Origin of the sequence: Sphingomonas sp. LT1P40 (assembly GCF_036663835.1) — a bacterium.
Classification (GTDB): Bacteria; Pseudomonadota; Alphaproteobacteria; order Sphingomonadales; family Sphingomonadaceae; genus Sphingomonas.
Genome location: NZ_JAXOJT010000002.1, coordinates 1,048,445 through 1,068,078, shown reverse-complemented (window position 1 = coordinate 1,068,078; position 19,634 = coordinate 1,048,445). Strand labels below are relative to the sequence as shown.

Here is a 19,634-nt window from a genome sequence, read left to right as displayed (position 1 = left end):
GCATCACATTGAAATTCTCGTCACCCCGGGCTTGACCCGGGGTCCCGCTTCTTCGAGCGGTCGCCATCAGCGGGACCCCGGGTCAGGCCAGGGGTGATGGTATCTGATTCAAGCTGGAGTCATCACGCTATCAAATCCCGAAAGGAAGGCGGCGACGTTGCGCCCCAGATCGCCAACGGCATAGCCGCCTTCCATCACGATTAGCACCGGCAGGTCGCGCGCCGCGATCACCCGCCCCATTTCCGCAAAATCCGGCGTGTCGAGTGTGAAGCCGGAGATCGGATCGTCCACGAACGTATCCGCGCCGAACGACACCACCAGCAGCTTCGCGCCCCATGCCGCGACGGCATCCAGTGCAGTACCCAGCGCCGGACGATACTCGCCCCATCCGGTCCCGCGCGGCAGCGGCAGGTTCAGCGTCGCACCCTCCCCCGTACCCTCGCCGTACTCGTCTGCATGACCCCAGTAAAAGGGATAATCGGTTCGCGGATCGGCATGGATCGACGCGAAAAACACATCCGAACGCTCGTAGAAAATGTCCTGCGTGCCGTTCCCATGATGGTAATCGACATCCAGAATGGCGACCGGCCCCAGCCCGCTTTCCGTCGCCCGCCGCGCAGCAATCGCCGCGTTATTGAGGTAGCAATAACCCCCCATATAATCGCGTCCGGCATGATGCCCCGGCGGGCGACATAGTGCAAAGGCGTGGCGGGCACCCCCCGCCACCGCCTCTAGCGCCGTCAGCGCACCCTGCGCGCCCCAATAGGCCGCATCCCATGTCCCCGCCGCAATCGGCGTCGCCGCATCCATGCTATAGGCCCCGATCCGCGCGTCGATCCGGCTCAGGTCAAGCGGTCGCCGCCGCACGACCGGAAAGGTGTAACCGAGCGCATCCCCAGCCCGCCCCGCCGCCTGCCACTCGCCCCACGCGCTTTGCAGGAACGCCAGATACCCGGCATCATGCACCGCCGCGATCGGCCCCATCCCGAAATCGCGCGCCGCCTCGCCCCCACCCAGCGCATCGACGATCTGGCGCGCACGATCCGGCGTCTCGGCATAGGGTGCCCACTCGCCATTATGCAGTTCACGCACCGGCGCGTGGAGCAACTGACGGGGATCGAAAAATCGCTTCATCGGCGTGGCGCTCATCTGCGGGAGGGACAGAGGTGTCGGATCATCAGGAGACTGGTGGAGCTGAGGGGAATCGAACTCCTGACCTCTGCAGTGCGATTGCAGCGCTCTCCCATCTGAGCTACAGCCCCGCTCCACGCCCGGCCCCATTTCTGGCGGTGCCGAACCGCGTGTTTTTAGCTTCACGCCTGGGCCGATGCAACGCCGATCGGCGCACAGGCAAAATCCGTAACTAGCCCGAATGAAAGACGCGACCGCCGCCTTATGACTTCGACCGATGCGACCTTGGAGGAACTCGGCTGGACTTCGTTCTTCAGCGAGCAGGTCTCGGATGAAGAATTGCAGCGATGCCATCCCGTCCGCGTGATGGCCGTCCATCGCGGCCAGATCGCGGTCACCGGCGCGGGCGTCCAGCATTCGATCACACCCTATATTCAGGGTGCTTCGCCCTCCGACGATCACCCGACGGTCGGCGACTGGCTGCTGGTCGATACCGCCACGCTGCTGCCGATGCGTGTGCTTCAGCGGATGAACCTGTTCAAACGGCGTGCGCCGGGCGATCCGCGCAAGGAACAGATGATCGCCGCCAATATCGACACGCTGTTCATCGTCGCATCGTGCAATCAGGATTTCAGCGTCGCGCGACTGGAGCGCTATCTGGTGCTGGCGCGCGAAGTGGGCGTGAACCCGGTCGTTGTTCTGACCAAGACCGACCTGACCGATAATCCGGCGGAATTCGCGGATGCGGCACGCGCGATCGAGCCCGGATTGCAGGTCGAAACCATCAACGGCCGCGACCCCACCAGTGCAGCGCACCTTTCCGTCTATTGCGGCATCGGCAAAACCGTTGCGCTGCTGGGTTCGTCCGGCGTCGGCAAATCGACGCTGGTCAACACGTTGCGCGGGTCGGACAGCATCCTCACACAAGCAATCCGCGCAAACGACGATACCGGGCGCCACACGACCACCGCGCGCGAAATGCACCGGCTCGCGCAGGGCGGCTGGCTGCTCGACACCCCCGGCATGCGCGAGCTGCAATTGTCAGACGCGGCGGCGGGCATATCGGAAGTGTTCGACGACTTCATTCTGGCAGCGGCGGATTGCCGTTTCTCGAATTGTGCGCATGGCAGCGAGCCGGGTTGCGCGGTTCAGGCTGCGATCACCGATGGCACGCTGACGCAGGAGCGGTTCGATCGCTGGAGCAAATTGGCGGCGGCGGACGTCGTGGCCCCGGTCTATCCGAAGCGCCGCCGGTAAATCAGCGCTGCTTCTTGGCCGTCGTCGCGGTGAAATCCGGATCCTTCTTGGCCACCCAATCCACGAATTTACGCACATTGGGGTTCGCCAACAGGCCCTTCACATCCATCCCGTAACGCTCCAGTTCGGAATTGGTAAAGTTGGCGATCAACGTCTGCTGGCAAATCGGGTGCATCGGCACGACGTCCCGCCCGCCCCGGCTCTTGGGAACGGGATGGTGCCACACCGTCGTCTTGCCCACGGGTCGGCCGCAAAGCCAACAGAACACCTCCGGTGGCGCAGCCTCCTCCTGCTGCAAATGCCCATAGGGATCGTTTCTCGAAGATTTGCGAGCCATGCTTCGCCGGATAACCGAACTTGCGATGCCCGCCTATAGCGATGCAGTCGTCGCCAACACCTCAATCGCCTCGGCCTTGCCGCCAAAGTCCACCATCTCCCCCGGCTCCGCGCCGATCAGCGCTGCCGCCAGCGGGGCCTGAAACGCGATGCGATCTGCTGCCGGGTCGGCTTCGTCATTGCCGACGATATCGATCTGCCGCTCGCGCCCGTTGAAGCGGAAGCGCACGCGCGATCCGATTGCGACGGTCTCGTCGTCCGGCGGAGAAATGATCTCGGCGGTCGTCTGGCGCGTGTGCCAATAGCGCAGGTCGCGTGCAACGACCTCGCGCGCATCCCCCTCCGCACCCGCCAGCGCCGCCTCCAGCTCGACCACGCGCGCGTCGATCAGCGCCTTGCCGCGCGCGGTGACGAGGTTCGGCCCCGGCACCATCGGGATCTCGAACTTCGGCTCCTTATGCTCCTCGTCGCTCTCGCGGCGGAATGCGACGCTCATGGCCTCACAGCGCCCCGCTGAACGTGTCGCACGACGTCGGATCGCCAGACTCCAGCCCGCGCCGGAGCCACTGTTGCCGCTGGGCTGAAGTGCCGTGCGTAAAGCTTTCCGGCACCACCGTCCCCTGCGCCTGCTTCTGCAGGGTATCGTCGCCGATCGCGTTCGCGGCGCGCATTCCTTCCTCGATATCGCCAGCCTCCAGCCGGTCCTTGTTCCGCGCCGCCCACACGCCGGCGTAGCAATCGGCCTGCAACTCGACCCGCACCGACATCGCGTTGCCCTCGGCCTGACTCATCCGCGACTGCGCCGCGCGGACCTTTTCCATCGTGCCGCTGATATTCTGGATATGATGGCCGACTTCATGCGCGATCACGTAATTCTGCGCGAAATCGCCTGCGGCACCGAACCGGCTGCTCAATTCCTGAAAGAAGCCGGTGTCGAGATAGATGCCGCGATCCGACGGGCAATAAAACGGCCCCGCCGCCGACGATGCGGACCCGCAGCCCGATTGCACGCCGCCCTGATAGAAACTCAGCACCGGTGGCGGATAGTTGGGGATCAACGCGGTCCAGGTCTTCTCGGTGCTGGTCATCACGCGGCATGCCTGCAATTCCTCGGGCGTGTCGCACGCCTTGCTTTGCGTCACCGCCGACCCCCCACTCGTCGGCGCACTGCCGCCGGTCAGCAATCCGCCACCACCGCCCACGGTCATAAACAGCGCCACGCCGATCCCGATCAGCGCGATCGTGCCACAGCCCATCTTGCTGCCCAACAGCATCGGCAACAGCCCCAGCAGGATGTTACCGCCCCCGCCCAAGCCACCGCCCCCGCCGCCCGAGCCAAGGTCGCGGACATTATCGCTGGGATCCAGATCGTCGAGCCGCATGGCGGGCACCCCTTTTCATTGTCTTGTCGTGACAATGCCCCAACCGTCAAAGCGTTGCACCCAAGAATCCGCATTGCCCTTGGCGCTGCGCTGCACCACATGGTTGGCATGGCCGAAGCAGACCCGCACCCGCGCCAACGCCCGCTCCCGCTCCCCGGCTGTGTCGCGCTGGTCCTTCAGGGCGGCGGTGCGCTCGGCAGCTATCAGGCGGGCGTGATCGAGGCGCTGGCGGAGGCGGATATCGCCCCCGACTGGGTCGCCGGCATCTCGATCGGCGCGATCAACGCCGCGATCGTCGCCGGCAACCCGCCCGAACAACGCGTCGAGAAACTCAACAGCTTCTGGGAAACCCTCACCAGCGGCCTGCCCAGCTTCCCCATCTTCCCGCAGGACCAGATCCGCGAGGCAGTCCACGAATGGTCCGCCGCGATGGTGCTGGCCCAGGGCGTCCCCGGTTTCTTCAGACCGCGCATGTTCCCGCCCTATATGGCGACCCCCGGCACGCCCGAGGCGCTGAGCTTCTACGACAGCAGCCAGCTTGCCGAGACACTGGACTCGGTGATCGACTGGGATCTGCTCAACACCGGCCCGGTTCGCCTGTCGGTCGGCGCAGTCGAGATCGAGAGCGGCAATTTCCGCTATTTCGATACGAAGCAGGAGCGCATCGACGCGCGTCACATCATGGCCTCGGGCGCGCTGCCGCCCGGCCTGCCCCCGGTCGAGATCGACGGCAAATTCTACTGGGACGGCGGCCTCGTCTCGAACACGCCACTCACGCATGTGCTAGACCACCAGACGCATGCGATGCTGGTGTTTCAGGTCGACCTTTTCTCCTCCACCGCCGCCTTGCCGCGCACGATCACCGATGTGCTGGCGCGCGAAAAGGAAATCCGCTTCTCCAGCCGCACCCGCCAGGTTTCGACCGAACGGATGAAGTTGCGGCAGGAGCGTGAGGCGATCCGCAAATTGCTCGCCAAGCTGCCCCCCGAATTCGCCGACGATCCCGATGTCGCCGCGCTCAAGCAAGCAGCGGACGAACAGCCGGTCAGCCTCGTCCACCTGATCTATCGCGCCAATGCGTGGGAAGGCGGCAGCCGCGACTTTGAATTTTCCGCGCGCACCATGCACGAACATTGGGACGCGGGCCGCACGGCGGTGCAGGAGACGATGGCCAACGCGCGTCTCGTCGCCAATAACGTCATTGACGGGCGGACACGCGCATTCGATCTGACAAAATCGCAAACTTCGGCGCGAACTTAGGAGTCGACATGTTCCTCACCGGCAAATCCGTCATCGTCACCGGATCCACCTCCGGCATCGGCCTCGCCATCGCCAAGGCTTTTGCCGCCGAGGGCTCAAGCGTGATGATAAACGGCTTTGGCGAGGCGCAAGCGATCGAGCAGGAACGCGCCGCGCTCGAAGTAACCAGCGGTGCCAGGGCGCTCTACGACGGTGCCGACATGTCGAAGCCCGAAGCCATCACCGCAATGGTCGAACGCTGCCACGCCGAACTCGGCGGTCCCGACATCATCGTCAACAATGCCGGCATCCAGCATGTCGCCCCGATCGAGGATTTCCCGCCGGAAAAATGGGACGCGATCATCGCCATCAACCTGTCCAGCGCCTGGCACATGATGCGCGCCGCCGTGCCCCATATGAAGGCGGCGAAATGGGGACGCATCATCAACACCGCCTCCGCCCACAGCCTCGTCGCCAGCCCCGGCAAATCGGCCTATGTCGCCGCTAAGCACGGCATTGCCGGCCTGACCAAGACGATCGCGCTGGAAACCGCGACCGATGGCGTCACCGTCAATTGCATTTCCCCCGGCTATGTCTGGACGCCTTTGGTCGAGAACCAGATTCCCGATACGATGAAGGCGCGGAACATGACCCGCGAGCAGGTGATGAACGACGTCCTGCTCGCCGCGCAGCCCACCAAGAAATTCGTTCAGCCGGAACAGGTTGCCGCGCTGGCCGTATTCCTGTGCAGGGAGGAAGCAAGTGCGATCACCGGCGCGAACTATGCCATGGATGGCGGCTGGACGGCGGCCTGATATGCGCATCCCGGCAATTCTCACGCTCGCTTTGGTGCTCGCCGCTTGCTCGAAGGACGGTGAGCTCGAACTCGTGCCGACCGCGCCCGAAACCCGGTGGCGCATGATTACCACCGAACAGGACCGCGATCGCCTGCGCAACTGGCGCAAGGTGTGGACCGCGGCCTTGCCGGAAGCACGCGCTGCCGATGGCGCTGCGATCACTGCAGGTGGGGCATTGTTCGAGCCGGATCAGGCGATGACCCGCGCCATGCCACCGGCGGGCGACTATAAATGCCGCATATTCAAACTGGGCGGTCAGCGCCCCGAGCAACGCGATTTTTCCGTCCTTCCAACCGTCGCCTGCCGCATCGGCCGCGTGGATGAGATGCCGACCTTCGCCGTTTTCGAGGGGGCACAACGACCGTCGGGCAAACTCTACGCCGAATCCGATGCCCGCGTGATCTTCCTCGGCGCGCTGGAATTGGGGGATGAGACCACCCCGCTCGGCTATGGCAAGGACGCGAAGCGCGACATGGCGGGTTATGTCGAGCGGGTCGGCGTCAACCGCTGGCGGCTGGTGCTGCCGACACCCGCATTCGAATCGCAGCTCGACGTGATCGAGCTGGTCCCCGGCTGAGGCGACAATTGGTCATTGCACGGTGGCAGCGGCTGGTTAGGCTGGCCACCATGAAGCATCTCCTCATCGCCGCCGCGAGCACGCTCGCTTTTGCCCTTCCTGCGCATGCCGAACCGGTCCGCGATGCGACCGCGAAGGAAATGCCGTCGCTGATGGCGCTCTACCGCGACCTGCACGCCAGTCCCGAAGTCAGCCTGATGGAGGTCAGGACCGCTGCCAAGCTCGCGGCCGAGGCGCGCAAGGCGGGCTTTACCGTGACCGAGAAGGTCGGCGGCACCGGCGTCGTCGCAGTGTTGAAGAATGGCGAAGGCCCCACGATCCTGATCCGCGCCGACATGGACGGCCTGCCGGTCACCGAGGAAACCGGCCTGCCCTTCGCGTCGAAGGTTCGCGGCAAGACGCCCGAGGGGGTCGAAACCGGCATCATGCACGCCTGCGCGCACGACACGCACATGACCGCCTGGGTCGGCACGCTGCGCAATCTCGCCGCGATGAAGAGCCAGTGGAAGGGCACCGTCGTGATGATCGCACAGCCCGCCGAGGAAAGCAGCGCGGGCGCGCTAGCGATGCTGAAGGACGGACTCTATGAGCGTTTCGGCAAGCCTTCGCACGCGATCGCCTTCCACAACAGCGCCGCCTTGCCCGCCGGCATGATCGGCATCCGCTCCGGCCCGACCTTCGCCAGCGTCGATTCGGTCGACATCGTGGTCAAGGGCATCGGCGGCCACGGTGCTTATCCCGCGACCACGAAAGACCCGATCGTGCTCGGCAGCCGCATCGTCTCCGCGCTGCAAACCCTTGTCAGTCGTGAAGTCGATCCGCTCGACTCCGCCGTCGTCACCGTCGGCAGTTTTCAGGGCGGCACGCGCCACAACATCATCCCCGAACAGGCGCTGCTGCTGCTCACCGTGCGCAGCTACACGCCCGAAGTGCGCAAGCTGCTGCTCGACGGCATCGCACGCATTGCGAGGGGTGAGGCGATTGCGGCGGGCGTGCCGGAAGACCGGATGCCGCTGGTGACCGTGCGCGAACCCTTCACCCCCGCCGCGATCAGCACCGATGCCTTTGCCGGACAGCTGAAGACCCTGTTCACCGCACGTTTCGGGGCGGACCGCGTACAGGACATCGCACCGACCATGGCGGGTGAAGATTTCGGCCGCTACCACATCGCCGATCCGTCAATCCAAAGCGTGATCTACTGGGTCGGCGGCGTACCGAAGGACAAATGGGACGCGGCGCAAGCGGCAGGCGGCAAGGGCCTGCCTTCGCTTCACAGCTCGAAATGGGCACCCGATGCCGAAGCGGTGATCGCCACTGCGGCAGAGGCAATGACGGCTGCCGCGCTGGACGTGCTCAAACGCTAAGGTCTACCGCCCGATACCCGTCAACATCGGCGTCGCGGCCAGATATGCCGCCGCCGGTTTGTCGATCACCGCCACCTTGCCCGCGTTCAACGCGGCGATCGAACGGGTGAAGGATCGCGGCTTCTTGATAAGCTTCTTGTCCTCGACCACGCTCAGCCCCGATCGCCGCATCGCTTCCGCGACGAAATGCACGCAATTGCGGCGGTTCACATTATAGCTATTGTTGCCCTTCGTGCCCCATTCGTGCGCCAGCCGCAGCACGGCGTCATATTGCGCATCGCTGATCGGGGTTGCGAAATGCGCCAGGCTGCGCGCGACATAGGTCTTGCTGGTGTAATCGATCCTGCCGCCGACACTGCCCAGCAGCATCGCTGGCGTGATCGTCTTGGCGGTGAAGCCATAGCTGACAAGTACCGGCTTGCCGCCGCGATCGGGGGTACCGTGGATCGTGAAGAAGGCATGCGGGAAATCGCCGCCATTCTCATAGGACCAGAAGGTGATGGTGACTCGCGCCTGCGCCGGAACGGCGGCAAGCGCGATGAACAGGAATGCGGCGAAGCGGGCGATCCGGGAAAGCATGAGGCCTCCTACCGGACCGCCCGCCGCCTCGGCAAGCGTCAGTCTGTATTGGCGTCCTGCTGCGCCTTCTCCGCCAGTTTGCGCTCTTCCGCTTCGTCATAGCCCGAAGATGGCGGCGCCTCGTGCGAATGCACCGGCTGAGTCGTCGCGGGCGGATCGGACGCATCCATTGATTCGTCCAGCGCGCGGTCGAGCCGCGCCTGCTTGCTCTCCGGATTTTTCTCCAGCCGCTCCTCGATCGAGCTGTCGGTGCCGGCGTCGCCGCGCTTATGGTTATTGTCACTCATCGTATAAACTCCCGGTGTCTCGCGGGTTCAACGCGTGGCCCGAACACGCGTTCCTTACGAATCCGCAACGAAAAAGGCCCGACCATCGCTGGCCGGGCCTTCCCGTGTCCGAAGACCCTGAACGGGTCGGCAACCGCGCGTCAGTCGCGCGACGTGCCCATGATGCTCAGGATGAACTGGAACATGTTGATGAAGTCCAGATACAGCGTCAGCGCGCTCATGATGACGGCCTTGCCCATCATGTCGGTGCCAGCGACATACTGGTACATGCTCTTGATCCGCTGCGTGTCATACGCCGTCAGACCGGCGAAGATCAGCACGCCGGCAATGCTGATAATCAGCCCCAACGGCCCGGAATTCACGAACAGGTTGATGATGCTGGCGGCGATGATGCCGACCAGACCAACGATCAGAAAGCTGCCGAAACCCGACAGGTCCTTCTTGGTCGTGTAGCCATAGAGGCTGAGGCCGGCAAAACCCGACGCGGCAGCGAAGAACGCCGTTGCGACCGAAGTGCCGGTATAGCGCAGCAACAGCGTTGACAGCGACAGGCCCATCAACACGGTGAACGACCAGAACAGAATCTGGAGCGTGCCGGTCGACATTTTGTTCTGCCCGAAGCTCATCGCCAGCACGATCGCCAGCGGCGACAGAATGATCGCCCAGACCAGCGGGCCACCGTTCGAGAACACCGATGCCGCGACCGAGGTATCGCCACCCCAGCTGAACATCAGCGCGACGATGCCGCTGAGCAGAACGCCCGACGCCATATAATTATAGACCGAAAGCATGTAGGACCGCAGCCCCGCATCATACGCGGCGGCATCGCGCGTACCTGCGGCCGCCGCATACGGTGCGCCGGTCGTGTGGGGATCAGACCAATTAGCCATCTCAAACTCCTTTGCCCGGCAAATCCTGCCGGATGAGACCGAATATCATCGTTCGGGACGCGATTTTCAAGGAAAACCGGCATCGCACCGTCTGACATAAACAGTTAAGGAGCATATTCGGGACGCGCCGTGCGGCGCTTGTCACCGCTCCGGCCCGCTCCCCCACCCGGCCTCCCACAGCGTATTATCGAATGGGTGGCCGGGTGGGGGAGCGGGCCGGAGCAGTTTTATCACAAAATCGAGGGGGTTTGCATGCACCGCCTGTTCGTTGCCCTGCGCCCGCCGCAGGCGATTCGCCAGACGCTTCTCGGCCTGATGCAGGGCGTGTCCGGCGCGCGCTGGCAGGACGACGATCAGTTCCACGTCACGCTGCGCTTCATCGGCGAGGTCGATACGCCGGTGGCCGAGGATGTGGCGGTAATGCTGGGCTCGATCCGCCATCCCCCGCTCGACCTGCATCTCGACGGGTGCGGCATGTTCGACACGCGCGGGCGGCCCAATGCGATCTGGGCGGGCGTCGCCCCGCGCGACTCGCTCGCCGCGTTGCATCGCAAGGTCGATCAGGCGATCGTCCGCTGCGGCCTCGCGCCCGAAAGCCGTGCCTTCTTGCCGCACATCACGCTTGCGCGTCTTCCGGGTTCGAGCGGTTCGTTGGACGGCTTTCTGTCCGCCCATGCCGGATTGTCGAGCGACAATTTTCGCGTCGAGCATATGACGCTCTACGAAAGCCGCCTCGCACATGGCGGGGCGCAGTACGAGCCGATCGCGCGTTATCCGCTGACCGGCTCGTAACGCAGGATCAGCCTTCGGCGAAGACACCGCACGCGACGCGGTCGCCGCTGTCGCCCGACGGATCTGTTTTCTGGTCGTCCGCCTTGGCGTGAACGACGAATGCCGAGCCGTCGGTGTCGAGCAATTGCGCCATTGTGCCCGACTTCAGTGCAAAGGTCAGCGTACCGGTGCCGTCGTCGGCGACGGTCAAATTGGGCATGTCACCGGCATGCGCGCCATCGGGGCTCTCCAGACCATGCTTGGTTGAGCCGGGATTCCAGTGGCCGCCGGCGCTGGTGAAGGCCGGGGCCTCGCACTTGCCGGTCATATGCACATGCACACCATGCTGGCCGGGGGTCATGCCGGTCACCGACACCGCGACGCTCAGGCCGGTCGCCGTCACCGTCGCAATCGCGCTGCCTGCTGCCGTGCCGTCGGCCGTCTGCAACGATGCGGTCGCAGCTTCGGCTGCCATCGCGCCATTCTCCATCGGCATGGCTTCATTCTCGATCGGCATCGCCTCGTTCGCCGGGTCCGCCACATTGGCGATCGGCGTGGTCGTGCCGCCACATGCGGTGGTCGCCAGCGCCAGCGCAACAATTGCGCCATAACGGAATCGGGTCATGCCAGGTCTCCTGTGTGATCTCGACACGCCAATGAGCGAGGCGTGCAACGGTTCCCTATCGCGTGGCGGACGACACGTCACGCACGCGGATGGGCATTGCGATAGACGTCGAGCAGGTGCGACGCATCGACCGCCGTATAAATTTGCGTCGAACTCAGGCTGGCATGCCCCAGCAATTCCTGAAGCGCGCGCAAATCCGCGCCCCGCCCCAGCAGATGCGTCGCAAAACTGTGGCGCAAAGCATGCGGCGTCGTCCGCTCCGGCAGCCCCAGTCGCACCCGCGCCACCCGCACCGATCGCCGGATGATGGCGGGCGACAGCGGCCCGCCGCGTGCACCCCGGAACAGCGCCTCGCCCGTTGCCGTGCCATAGGGGCATAGCCGCACATAATCCTCAACCGCCGCCCGCACTTGCGGCAGCAACGGCACGATCCGAACCTTGTCGCGCTTCCCCGTCACCCGGATCGTCTCGCCCAGCGGCAGTACCGCGCCGGTCAGCGCCATCGCCTCCCCGATGCGCAGCCCCGCACCATAAAGCAGCAACAGCACCGCCAGGTCGCGCGCGCCGATCCACGGCTCGCTCGCATCCTCCGCCACCTCCTCGGCCAGCGCGACTGCCTCGTCCGGCGCAATCGGGCGTGGCACCCCCCGCTTTACGCGCGGCCCGCGCAACCGGGGAATGTCGGCCTCATCCCCGCCCGCGAATTTCAGGAACGCCCGCACCGCCGACAGTTCGCGTGCTGCCGAGATATTCTGCAACCCGTCGCCGCGACGATGCGCCAGAAACGCCCGCAGATCCGCTGCGCTTACCCGGCCCAGCGCCGCACGGGTGACGCTCTCACCCCAATGCCCACCCAGAAACGCCACCAGCCGAACCGCCGCACCCTGATACGCCCGAATTGTATGCGCCGACCGCCGCCGGTCCCGCGCCAGATGCTCGGCAAACAACAAAGGTAACGGGCGTTCATCCATCACCCGACCCTATCGCCAGGTTCAATCGCACGCAAAATCCATCTAAAGGCACAAAATGAGCGACACCGAATCCGCCGGCATCCGCATCGCCTTTCACCACAGCCAGGGCACCGGCCCCACCATCCTGTTCCTCCCCGGCTATGCCAGCGACATGAGCGGGAGCAAGGCGCTGGCGATCGAGGATTGGGCGCGCGCGAACGGTCGCGCCTTTCTGCGCTTCGACTATGCGGGCTGCGGCCAGAGCGAAGGCGCGTTCGAGGATCAGACGCTGACCAGCTGGCGCGACGACGCCCTGTTGCTGATCGATGAGCTGATTCAGGGGCCGGTGATACTGGTCGGATCGTCGATGGGCGGCTGGATCATGCTGCTGGTCGCCAAGGCCCGACCCGACCGCATCGCCGGACTCGTCGGCATCGCCGCCGCGCCCGACTTCACCGATTGGGGCTTCACTCAGCCGCAAAAGATGACGCTGTTGACCGAGGGGCGGCTTGAGCAGCCCTCGGCCTATGCCCCCGAACCCACCGTCACCACCCGCGCCTTCTGGACCTCGGGCGAGGCTAACCGGTTGATGCATGGGTCCATCGATCTGGACATGCCGACCCGCCTGATCCACGGCCAGCGCGACCCCGACGTGCCGTGGGCGCGCAGCATGACGCTCGCCGGGCTGCTTCGTTCAGATGATGTGCAGACGATCCTCGTCAAGGACGGCGACCACCGCCTGTCGCGCCCGCAGGACATCGCCCTGATTTTGCGCACCCTTGAGGACCTCGTCGCCCGCTCATGATCCTGTTCCTGCTTGCCCAGACCGCCGCCCCGGTTGCCGGACCGCCCTCCCCTGACCTGCAACGCTGGGAAGATTGCGTAGAGCTTGGCATCGGCGATCCGGTGCGCGGCATCGCCGAGGCCGAACGCTGGAAGCTGGCGGGCGGACGCTTCCTCGCCCAGCAATGTCTCGGCATGGCCTATGCCAGCCAGCGCCGCTGGATCAGCGCTGCCACCGCGTTCGAGACGGCGGCGCGGGAGGCGGAGGTCGCCCGCGACGTGCGCGGCTCGAAATACTGGGCGCAGGCGGGCAATGCCTGGCTCGCCGCCGCCGATCCGGTCAAGGCGCGCGCCGCGCTCGACGCCGCGCTGGCCACCGGCGCGCTGACCGGGCTTGAGTTGGGCGAAGCACATCTCGACCGCGCCCGCGCGCTGGTCGCCGCGGGCGATCTGGGCGGTGCGCGCGCCGATCTCGATCAGGCGGTGCTGAAGGCCGCGACCGATCCGATGACCTGGCTGCTCTCCGCCACGCTGGCGCGCAAGACCGGCGACTTGCCGCTCGCGCAGCGCCATATCCGCGAGGCGCTGACCCGCGCCGCCGACGACGCCTCGGTCCAGCTGGAAGCGGGCAACATCTTCGCCCTCGCCCGCGACGAACCGGCCGCAAAAACCGCATGGGAAAAGGCTGCCCAACTCGCCCCCGCCACCGAACAGGGCATTGCCGCGCGCGCCGCGCTCAAACAGTTCGCCGCGCCGGAATAACGCCCCGGGGGAATAGACTCTCACGCTTCGCCCCCTATCTTTGAGGGCATGAAATATCTCCACACCATGATCCGCGTCGCCGACCCCGACGCCACCGTCCGCTTCTTCGAGCTTTTGGGGCTAAAAGAGATGCGGCGAATGGAGAGCGAGAAAGGCCGCTTCACGCTGATCTTCCTCGCCGCGCCCGAGGATGTCGCGCAGGGCGACCGCGCCAGCGCGGAAGTCGAACTGACCTATAACTGGCCCGCCGAGGACGGCAGCGCACCGGAAGACTATACCGGCGGCCGCAATTTCGGCCACCTCGCCTATCGCGTCGACAATATCTACGACACCTGCCAGCGGCTGATGGACGCGGGCATCACGATCAACCGCCCCCCGCGCGACGGCCATATGGCATTCGTGCGCAGCCCGGACGGCATCTCGGTCGAACTGTTGCAGGACGGCCATCTCGACCCCGCCGAACCCTGGGCATCGATGCCGAACACGGGCATCTGGTAAGATCATGGGTGCGATCCGGTCGGAGTGGGAAATCCAGGATTTCCTGCGCATGACCGGCGCGCGGCTCCCGATCATTCAGGCGCCGATGGCGGGTGCTGGCGGCGTCGCATTGGCGGCGGCGGTAATCCGGGCGGGCGGGATCGGCTCATTGCCCTGTGCGATGCTGACACCCGACGAGGTCCGGGCACAAATCGCCGAAGTTCGTGCGCAGGCCACGGGGCCGATCAACCTCAACTTCTTTTGCCACCAACCCGCCCCACCCCCCGACGAGCGCGCCTGGCATGCGCTTCTCCGCCCCTTTTACGAAGCCGAAGGTGTTGGTCCGCCGACCGTGCCACCGCCGCTGCGCATGCCGTTCGACGCCGCGATGTGTGCGGTTGTGGAAGAGGTCCGCCCGGAGATCGTCAGCTTCCATTTCGGCATGCCCGAACCCGCGCTGCTGGCGCGCGTGCGCAAGGCGGGCGCGGTGATCTTCGGCAACGCCACCACGGTCGCTGAGGCCAAATGGCTATTTTACGAGAGCGATGTCGACGCGATCATTGCGCAGGGATTCGAGGCCGGCGGTCATGCCGGCTATTTCCTCAACGGCTACCGGCCTGTCGGCACGATGGCGCTGCTCAGCCGGATCGTGCAGGAAATCGGCAATCCCTGCCTGTTTTCGGTCATCGCGGCGGGCGGGATCGGCGATCCGGACGCGATCGCAGGCGCCTTCGCCATGCGCGCATCGGCGGTGCAGCTCGGCAGCTTCTATTTGCGCACCGATGAAGCGACCATTTCCGCCGCACATCGCGCTGCGCTGGACGGCGAAACCGTCGTCACCAACCTCTTCTCCGGCGGTCTCGCGCGCGGCGTCCGCAATCGCCTGATTGACGCCATCGGACCCGTCCATCCCGACGCGCCGCCCTTTCCCTATGCGTCCGCCGCCCTCGCTGAACTCAGGCGAATTGCGGAAGCGGACGGTCGCGGCGATTATTCGCCTCTATGGGCGGGGCAAGGTGCGTCCGTTAGCGGCCACATGCCCTATCACTTGCCCACGGGTGCCGAAGCGCTGACCGAATGGCTGGCGCGCGAGGCCTTCATGCGGCTAGAGTTGGGCGGATGATCGAAGTTCTCCGCATCCCCGCGCTCAGCGACAATTACATCTGGCTCGCGCATGACGACGTCTCGGGCGAGACAATCGTGGTCGATCCCGCCGAGGCCGCGCCGGTGCTGGCGGCGGCGGAGGCGCGTGGCTGGCGGATTTCGGCGATCTGGAACACCCACTGGCACCCCGATCACACCGGCGGCAACGCGGCGATCAAGCAAGCCACCGGCTGCACCGTGATCGCGCCCGCCGCCGAAGCTGCAAAGATCCCGACCGCCGACCGGCTGGTGGCGGAGGGCGACCATGTTATGCTCGGCGTGCACGAAGCAATTGTGATCGAGGTGCCCGCCCACACCGCCGGACATATCGCCTATTACATCGCCGATTCCGACATCGCCTTCGTCGGCGACACGCTGTTCGCAATGGGCTGCGGGCGGCTGTTCGAGGGGACGGCAGCGCAGATGTTTGCCAATATGCAACGGCTGGCCGCGCTTCCGGGCGACACGGCCGTCTATTGCGCGCACGAATATACCCAGTCGAACGGCCGCTATGCGCTGGTCGCGGAGCCGGACAACGAAGCGCTCGCCGAACGCATGGCTGAGGTCGACCGGATGCGCGCGCAGGGCCTGCCCACCGTCCCCACAACCATCGCGCTCGAACGCGCCACCAACCCGTTCATGCGTGCCGAGAGCATCGAGCAACTCGCCGAGCGCCGCACGGCCAAGGACAATTTTCGCGGTTAGCGCTGCTTCCAGGTCACGACGCGCCATAGATACGCGACCACGATCACCACCGTGCCCGCAATCGCGACCGGCCCGACATAATCCTGCAACTGCTCGAACCGCGACCCCAGCAGCAGTCCGGCATAGGCCAGCACCGCGTTCCAGATCGCGCTCCCGGCAAAGGTCGCCAACAGGAAACGCGGCAACCCCATCTTCGCCATGCCCGCCGGCAGCGAGATCATCGTGCGAAACGTCGGCAGAAAGCGGAACACGAACACCACCCAGCCGCCATGCCGATTGAAGAAACGCTGAAGCTTCTCGACATCCTCCCAGCACAAGGTCAGCCAGCGCCCATGCCGGTCGACGAACGGCTTCAGCCGCTCGGTACCAATCCAGCGCCCGACCCCGTACCAGAACAGATTACCCACCGTCGTTCCGGCGGTCCCGACAATCAGCAATGGCACCATCGCCATATCGCCCCGCGCGACCGCCATGCCGCCGAAACCCATGATGACTTCCGACGGGATCGGCGGAAACACATTCTCGATCACCATCAGCAAAAATATGCCGATGTAACCGCCCCATGCGATGAGATTCAGGATGAATTCGGTCACGTGAAGCTCGCAAACGCACGGCGATGCCGATAGGATGCCCGGCTATGGAGTTGTTTTATCAGCCCGAAGTGCAGCGTGTCCAACGCATCCCCTCCGTCGAGGCGCTGCTCGAAGAGGTGTGCAGCGTTACCGGCATGGGCTTCGCCGCAATCGCGCATGTCACAAGCGAACGCTGGGTGGCATGCCAGGTACTCGACCGAGTCGAGTTCGGCCTCAATCCCGGCGACGAACTCGATATCAAGACCACGATCTGCGACGGTATCCGGGAGAGCGGACGCAGCGTGTTCATCGATCAGGTGTCGCTCGACACGGAATGGCGCCGACATCCTATTCCTGCTCTCTACGGCTTTGAGAGCTATGTCTCGGTTCCCATCGTTCTCCCCGACGGGAATTTCTTTGGCACCCTCTGCGCGATCGACCCGGTCGCAACCACAGTCCGGCTGGCCGACGTGATGGTGCAGGTCGAGGCGATGGCACAAACCATTGCGCACGAACTCGGCCGCCAATCCGGGCGCAGTGTCGAAGGTCAAGATCAGGCCTAGCGCGCCGCGACGCGTGCTTCGATCGCGTCCCAGATCATCGCGCTCGTATCCGTCCCGTTGAACCGGTCGATCGCAACGATGCCGGTCGGCGACGTCACATTGATCTCGGTCAGCCACTCACCGCCGATCACGTCGATCCCGACGAAGATCAGCCCGCGACGTTTAAGCTCCGGCCCCAGCGCCTCACAGATTTCCTGCTCCTTCGCCGTCAGTTCGGTCTTCGCCGCCGTGCCGCCAACCGCCAGGTTCGACCGGATTTCGCCCTCCCCCGGCACGCGGTTGACCGCGCCCGCGACCACGCCGTCGACCAGCACGATACGCTTGTCGCCCTTCGCCACGTCGGGCAGGAACGCCTGCACCATATGCGGTTCGCGGTAAGCCGTGTTGAACACCTCGATCAGCGACGACAGATTGGCGCCGTCGCTGTCGATCTTGAAGATCGCCTTGCCGCCATTGCCGTGCAGCGGCTTGACCACGATCGCGCCATGCTTGGCCAGAAACGCCCGCGCTTCATCGACGCTGCGGGTAATCAGCGTCGGCGGCATGAACCGGGCGAAGTCGAGCACCCACACCTTCTCGGGCGCATTGCGCACGCTTGCGGGATCGTTGACCACCAATGTCCTGTCCGCGATCCGCTCGAGCAGATGCGTGGCGGTGATATAGCCCAGGTCGAACGGCGGGTCCTGCCGCATCAGCACGACGTCCGCTTCGTCGCCCAGATCGAGGCTGACCGGGTCGCCAAAGCTGAAATGATCCTTCTCGATCCGCCGCACCGTCACCGGATAAGCCTTCGCCCACACCCGGCCATCGGCATAATTCAAATCTTCGGCGGCATAATGGAACAGCCGATGCCCGCGCGCCTGCGCCGACAGCATCAGCGCAAAGGTCGAATCGCCCGCGATATTGATCGAATCGAGCGGGTCCATCTGGACGGCGATATTAAGGGGCAAGCGATCCTCCTGTGATGGGCGGCAGGTAGGGACGCCGGCACCGAATGTCACCCGATCCAGGCGTTCTCAATGTGCCGGGGCCGCACGCCAGGGGCGAGCAACAGCACGTCCACCCGGATATCCTCCCCATTCGTCGCATATTTAGGCATTAACAATTCCGCCGCCGCTGCTACCCGCGCCAGCCGCCGCTCATCGATCGCAAAGTCCAATTCGGCCTCGGTCCGCCGCGCCTTCACCTCGACGAACGCAATCAGCTTGCCGCGCTTCGCCACCAGATCGACCTCGCCCGCCGCCGTGCGCACCCGCCGGTCAAGGATGCGCCACCCGCGTAACCGGAGATACCAGGCAGCCCGAGTCTCGCCATCGCGGCCCGATTGCTCGGCAGCGCGGCGGTCAGAGGAATTTCGGCCGCGATTCAAGGACTGGCCTGTCCGAGAAGGCCGATCGCGAAAAAGACGCCAGCATAGATAAATCCGGCTACTCGCAGCGATACGCCGTATCCCTTGCGCAGAAGAAGCCAGCAGAAAACGGGAGGAAAGGTCAGCATTCCTAGAAGCAGCAACGGACTGAGCCGGCGAGGCTTGCCCCCTATTTCACTCATCCTTCATCGCCATCGCCCGCGCGTATAGTTCTCGACGATCCAGCCCCAGCTTCTTGGCCACCTCCCCCGCCGCCTTTGACGCAGGGAGCCGGGTCAGCGCCTCGGCCAGCGCGGCGTCGCCATCCTCCGCCGTCGCAGCCGGTGCCTCCCCCGGCGGGGCGACGACGATAACGATTTCCCCGCGCGGCGGCGCGTCGGCATAGCGCGCGGCGAGTTCGCTCAGCGACCCCGTCACGCATTCCTCGAATTTCTTGGTGATCTCCCGCGCCACTGCCGCCTCGCGGTCCCCCAGCCCCTCGGCCAGCGCCGTCAACGCCGCCGACAGACGCGGCCCGCTCTCATAGAACAGCAACGTCGCCCGAATCGCGGCAACTTCGGCAATCGTCTCTGCCCGCGCCTGCTGCTTCGACGGCAAAAAACCCATGAACAAAAACCGGTCGGTCGGCAGCCCTGCCAGCGTCAGCGCGGCAATCCCCGCGCACGGCCCCGGAATCGTCACCACCAGATGCCCCGCCGCCCGCGCATCGCGCACCAGCTTGAACCCCGGATCGGAGATCAGCGGCGTTCCGGCGTCTGACACCAACGCCACCGCCTCCCGCCCCATCCGCGCCACCAGACCGGGCCGAACACCCTCCGCATTGTGATCGTGATACGGCGTCATCGGGCGTTTCGCCCCCAGATGGCGAAACAGTCCGGCTGTCACACGGCTGTCCTCAACCGCAACCACATCGGCGTTCAGGAGTATTTCAGCGGCGCGCGGAGACAGATCGCCAAGATTGCCGATTGGGGTGGCGACGATATAGAGGCCGGGCGCGAGAATAGAATCCATTGGG

General features: G+C 65.1%; 25 protein-coding genes and 1 tRNA gene. 12 read left to right on the top strand and 14 right to left on the bottom strand.

The genetic code is table 11. The features are described 5' to 3' along the window. Positions 1-108 precede the first annotated feature (108 nt). Both U1702_RS16830 and U1702_RS16825 read right to left on the bottom strand, forming a co-directional pair. Positions 109-1,134, bottom strand: a complete 1,026-nt coding sequence (locus U1702_RS16830; RefSeq protein WP_332726415.1) for a histone deacetylase family protein — start codon at positions 1,132-1,134, stop codon at positions 109-111. A 52-nt stretch (positions 1,135-1,186) separates the two neighbouring features. Continuing rightward, positions 1,187-1,262 (bottom strand) — tRNA-Ala (locus U1702_RS16825). Between the two features lie 133 nt (positions 1,263-1,395). Between U1702_RS16825 and rsgA the strand changes: the two genes are divergently transcribed. After that, positions 1,396-2,388: a ribosome small subunit-dependent GTPase A gene (gene rsgA / locus U1702_RS16820; protein ID WP_332726325.1), complete on the top strand. Its 993-nt coding sequence runs from the start codon at positions 1,396-1,398 to the stop codon at positions 2,386-2,388. Between the two features lies 1 nt (position 2,389). Here rsgA and U1702_RS16815 read toward each other — a convergent pair whose 3' ends face one another. The 3 genes from U1702_RS16815 to ypfJ are packed head-to-tail and all read right to left on the bottom strand — an operon-like array spanning position 2,390 to position 4,106. Further along, a complete protein-coding gene (locus U1702_RS16815; RefSeq protein ID WP_332726324.1) occupies positions 2,390-2,725 on the bottom strand; it encodes a hypothetical protein in 336 nt (111 codons plus the stop codon). Between the two features lie 33 nt (positions 2,726-2,758). Then, complete coding sequence (locus U1702_RS16810) at positions 2,759-3,220, bottom strand: GreA/GreB family elongation factor (protein ID WP_332726323.1); 462 nt, start codon at positions 3,218-3,220, stop codon at positions 2,759-2,761. A 4-nt stretch (positions 3,221-3,224) separates the two neighbouring features. Beyond that, complete coding sequence (gene ypfJ, locus U1702_RS16805) at positions 3,225-4,106, bottom strand: KPN_02809 family neutral zinc metallopeptidase (RefSeq protein WP_332726322.1); 882 nt, start codon at positions 4,104-4,106, stop codon at positions 3,225-3,227. A 108-nt stretch (positions 4,107-4,214) separates the two neighbouring features. Between ypfJ and U1702_RS16800 the strand changes: the two genes are divergently transcribed. Genes U1702_RS16800 through U1702_RS16785 form a run of 4 tightly spaced genes read left to right on the top strand, consistent with a single transcriptional unit; the run spans position 4,215 to position 8,143 of the window. Beyond that, positions 4,215-5,366, top strand: coding sequence for a patatin-like phospholipase family protein (locus U1702_RS16800; RefSeq protein WP_332726321.1), 1,152 nt, complete (start codon positions 4,215-4,217; stop codon positions 5,364-5,366). 8 nt (positions 5,367-5,374) lie between these two features. Next, complete coding sequence (locus tag U1702_RS16795; protein WP_332726320.1) at positions 5,375-6,160, top strand: 3-hydroxybutyrate dehydrogenase; 786 nt, start codon at positions 5,375-5,377, stop codon at positions 6,158-6,160. Between the two features lies 1 nt (position 6,161). Further along, positions 6,162-6,779: a DUF4893 domain-containing protein gene (locus U1702_RS16790; RefSeq protein ID WP_332726319.1), complete on the top strand. Its 618-nt coding sequence runs from the start codon at positions 6,162-6,164 to the stop codon at positions 6,777-6,779. A gap of 50 nt (positions 6,780-6,829) precedes the next feature. Further along, the gene (locus U1702_RS16785) at positions 6,830-8,143 is read left to right on the top strand and encodes an amidohydrolase (RefSeq protein ID WP_332726318.1); all 1,314 of its coding nucleotides are present in this window, start codon (positions 6,830-6,832) and stop codon (positions 8,141-8,143) included. Between the two features lie 3 nt (positions 8,144-8,146). Here U1702_RS16785 and U1702_RS16780 read toward each other — a convergent pair whose 3' ends face one another. The 3 genes from U1702_RS16780 to U1702_RS16770 all read right to left on the bottom strand — a co-directional run bounded on the left by U1702_RS16780 (position 8,147) and on the right by U1702_RS16770 (position 9,899). Beyond that, positions 8,147-8,722 (bottom strand): hypothetical protein, encoded by a 576-nt coding sequence (locus U1702_RS16780; RefSeq protein ID WP_332726317.1) that lies wholly within the window; start codon positions 8,720-8,722, stop codon positions 8,147-8,149. A gap of 38 nt (positions 8,723-8,760) precedes the next feature. Further along, positions 8,761-9,009 (bottom strand): hypothetical protein, encoded by a 249-nt coding sequence (locus tag U1702_RS16775; RefSeq protein WP_332726316.1) that lies wholly within the window; start codon positions 9,007-9,009, stop codon positions 8,761-8,763. 140 nt (positions 9,010-9,149) lie between these two features. After that, positions 9,150-9,899: a Bax inhibitor-1/YccA family protein gene (locus U1702_RS16770; RefSeq protein WP_332726315.1), complete on the bottom strand. Its 750-nt coding sequence runs from the start codon at positions 9,897-9,899 to the stop codon at positions 9,150-9,152. Between the two features lie 252 nt (positions 9,900-10,151). Between U1702_RS16770 and thpR the strand changes: the two genes are divergently transcribed. Next, complete coding sequence (thpR, locus tag U1702_RS16765; RefSeq protein WP_332726314.1) at positions 10,152-10,691, top strand: RNA 2',3'-cyclic phosphodiesterase; 540 nt, start codon at positions 10,152-10,154, stop codon at positions 10,689-10,691. Positions 10,692-10,698: 7 nt separating this feature from the next. Here thpR and U1702_RS16760 read toward each other — a convergent pair whose 3' ends face one another. Further along, positions 10,699-11,295, bottom strand: a complete 597-nt coding sequence (locus tag U1702_RS16760; protein WP_332726313.1) for a superoxide dismutase family protein — start codon at positions 11,293-11,295, stop codon at positions 10,699-10,701. Positions 11,296-11,372: 77 nt separating this feature from the next. After that, positions 11,373-12,266 (bottom strand): tyrosine recombinase XerC, encoded by an 894-nt coding sequence (locus tag U1702_RS16755; RefSeq protein ID WP_332726312.1) that lies wholly within the window; start codon positions 12,264-12,266, stop codon positions 11,373-11,375. A gap of 55 nt (positions 12,267-12,321) precedes the next feature. Between U1702_RS16755 and U1702_RS16750 the strand changes: the two genes are divergently transcribed. From U1702_RS16750 to gloB, 5 genes are read left to right on the top strand one after another with little or no spacing between them, the layout of a single operon-like run. After that, the gene (locus U1702_RS16750; RefSeq protein ID WP_332726311.1) at positions 12,322-13,050 is read left to right on the top strand and encodes an alpha/beta fold hydrolase; all 729 of its coding nucleotides are present in this window, start codon (positions 12,322-12,324) and stop codon (positions 13,048-13,050) included. Then, the gene (locus tag U1702_RS16745; protein WP_332726310.1) at positions 13,047-13,790 is read left to right on the top strand and encodes a tetratricopeptide repeat protein; all 744 of its coding nucleotides are present in this window, start codon (positions 13,047-13,049) and stop codon (positions 13,788-13,790) included. Before U1702_RS16750 ends, U1702_RS16745 begins: the two co-directional genes overlap by 4 nt. 48 nt (positions 13,791-13,838) lie before the next feature. After that, complete coding sequence (locus U1702_RS16740) at positions 13,839-14,288, top strand: VOC family protein (protein WP_332726309.1); 450 nt, start codon at positions 13,839-13,841, stop codon at positions 14,286-14,288. A gap of 4 nt (positions 14,289-14,292) precedes the next feature. Further along, entirely contained in the window at positions 14,293-15,390 is a 1,098-nt protein-coding gene (locus U1702_RS16735; protein ID WP_332726308.1) for an NAD(P)H-dependent flavin oxidoreductase, read from the top strand. Beyond that, positions 15,387-16,115 (top strand): hydroxyacylglutathione hydrolase, encoded by a 729-nt coding sequence (gloB, locus tag U1702_RS16730; RefSeq protein WP_332726307.1) that lies wholly within the window; start codon positions 15,387-15,389, stop codon positions 16,113-16,115. Before U1702_RS16735 ends, gloB begins: the two co-directional genes overlap by 4 nt. On the opposite strand, the gene U1702_RS16725 is transcribed toward gloB, so the two are convergent. Then, the gene (locus U1702_RS16725; RefSeq protein ID WP_332726306.1) at positions 16,112-16,708 is read right to left on the bottom strand and encodes a DedA family protein; all 597 of its coding nucleotides are present in this window, start codon (positions 16,706-16,708) and stop codon (positions 16,112-16,114) included. The two genes, gloB and U1702_RS16725, sit on opposite strands and share 4 nt — an antisense overlap. A gap of 44 nt (positions 16,709-16,752) precedes the next feature. Between U1702_RS16725 and U1702_RS16720 the strand changes: the two genes are divergently transcribed. Then, on the top strand, positions 16,753-17,250 hold the full coding sequence (locus tag U1702_RS16720) for a GAF domain-containing protein (protein WP_332726305.1): 498 nt from the start codon (positions 16,753-16,755) through the stop codon (positions 17,248-17,250). On the opposite strand, the gene gshB is transcribed toward U1702_RS16720, so the two are convergent. From gshB to rsmI, 3 genes are all read right to left on the bottom strand, one after another. Beyond that, on the bottom strand, positions 17,247-18,200 hold the full coding sequence (gene gshB / locus U1702_RS16715; protein ID WP_332726304.1) for a glutathione synthase: 954 nt from the start codon (positions 18,198-18,200) through the stop codon (positions 17,247-17,249). The genes U1702_RS16720 and gshB overlap by 4 nt on opposite strands. Positions 18,201-18,247: 47 nt before the next feature. Continuing rightward, entirely contained in the window at positions 18,248-18,619 is a 372-nt protein-coding gene (locus tag U1702_RS16710) for a YraN family protein (protein WP_332726303.1), read from the bottom strand. 174 nt (positions 18,620-18,793) lie between these two features. Then, a complete protein-coding gene (gene rsmI, locus U1702_RS16705) occupies positions 18,794-19,630 on the bottom strand; it encodes a 16S rRNA (cytidine(1402)-2'-O)-methyltransferase (protein ID WP_332726302.1) in 837 nt (278 codons plus the stop codon). Positions 19,631-19,634: the final 4 nt, after the last annotated feature.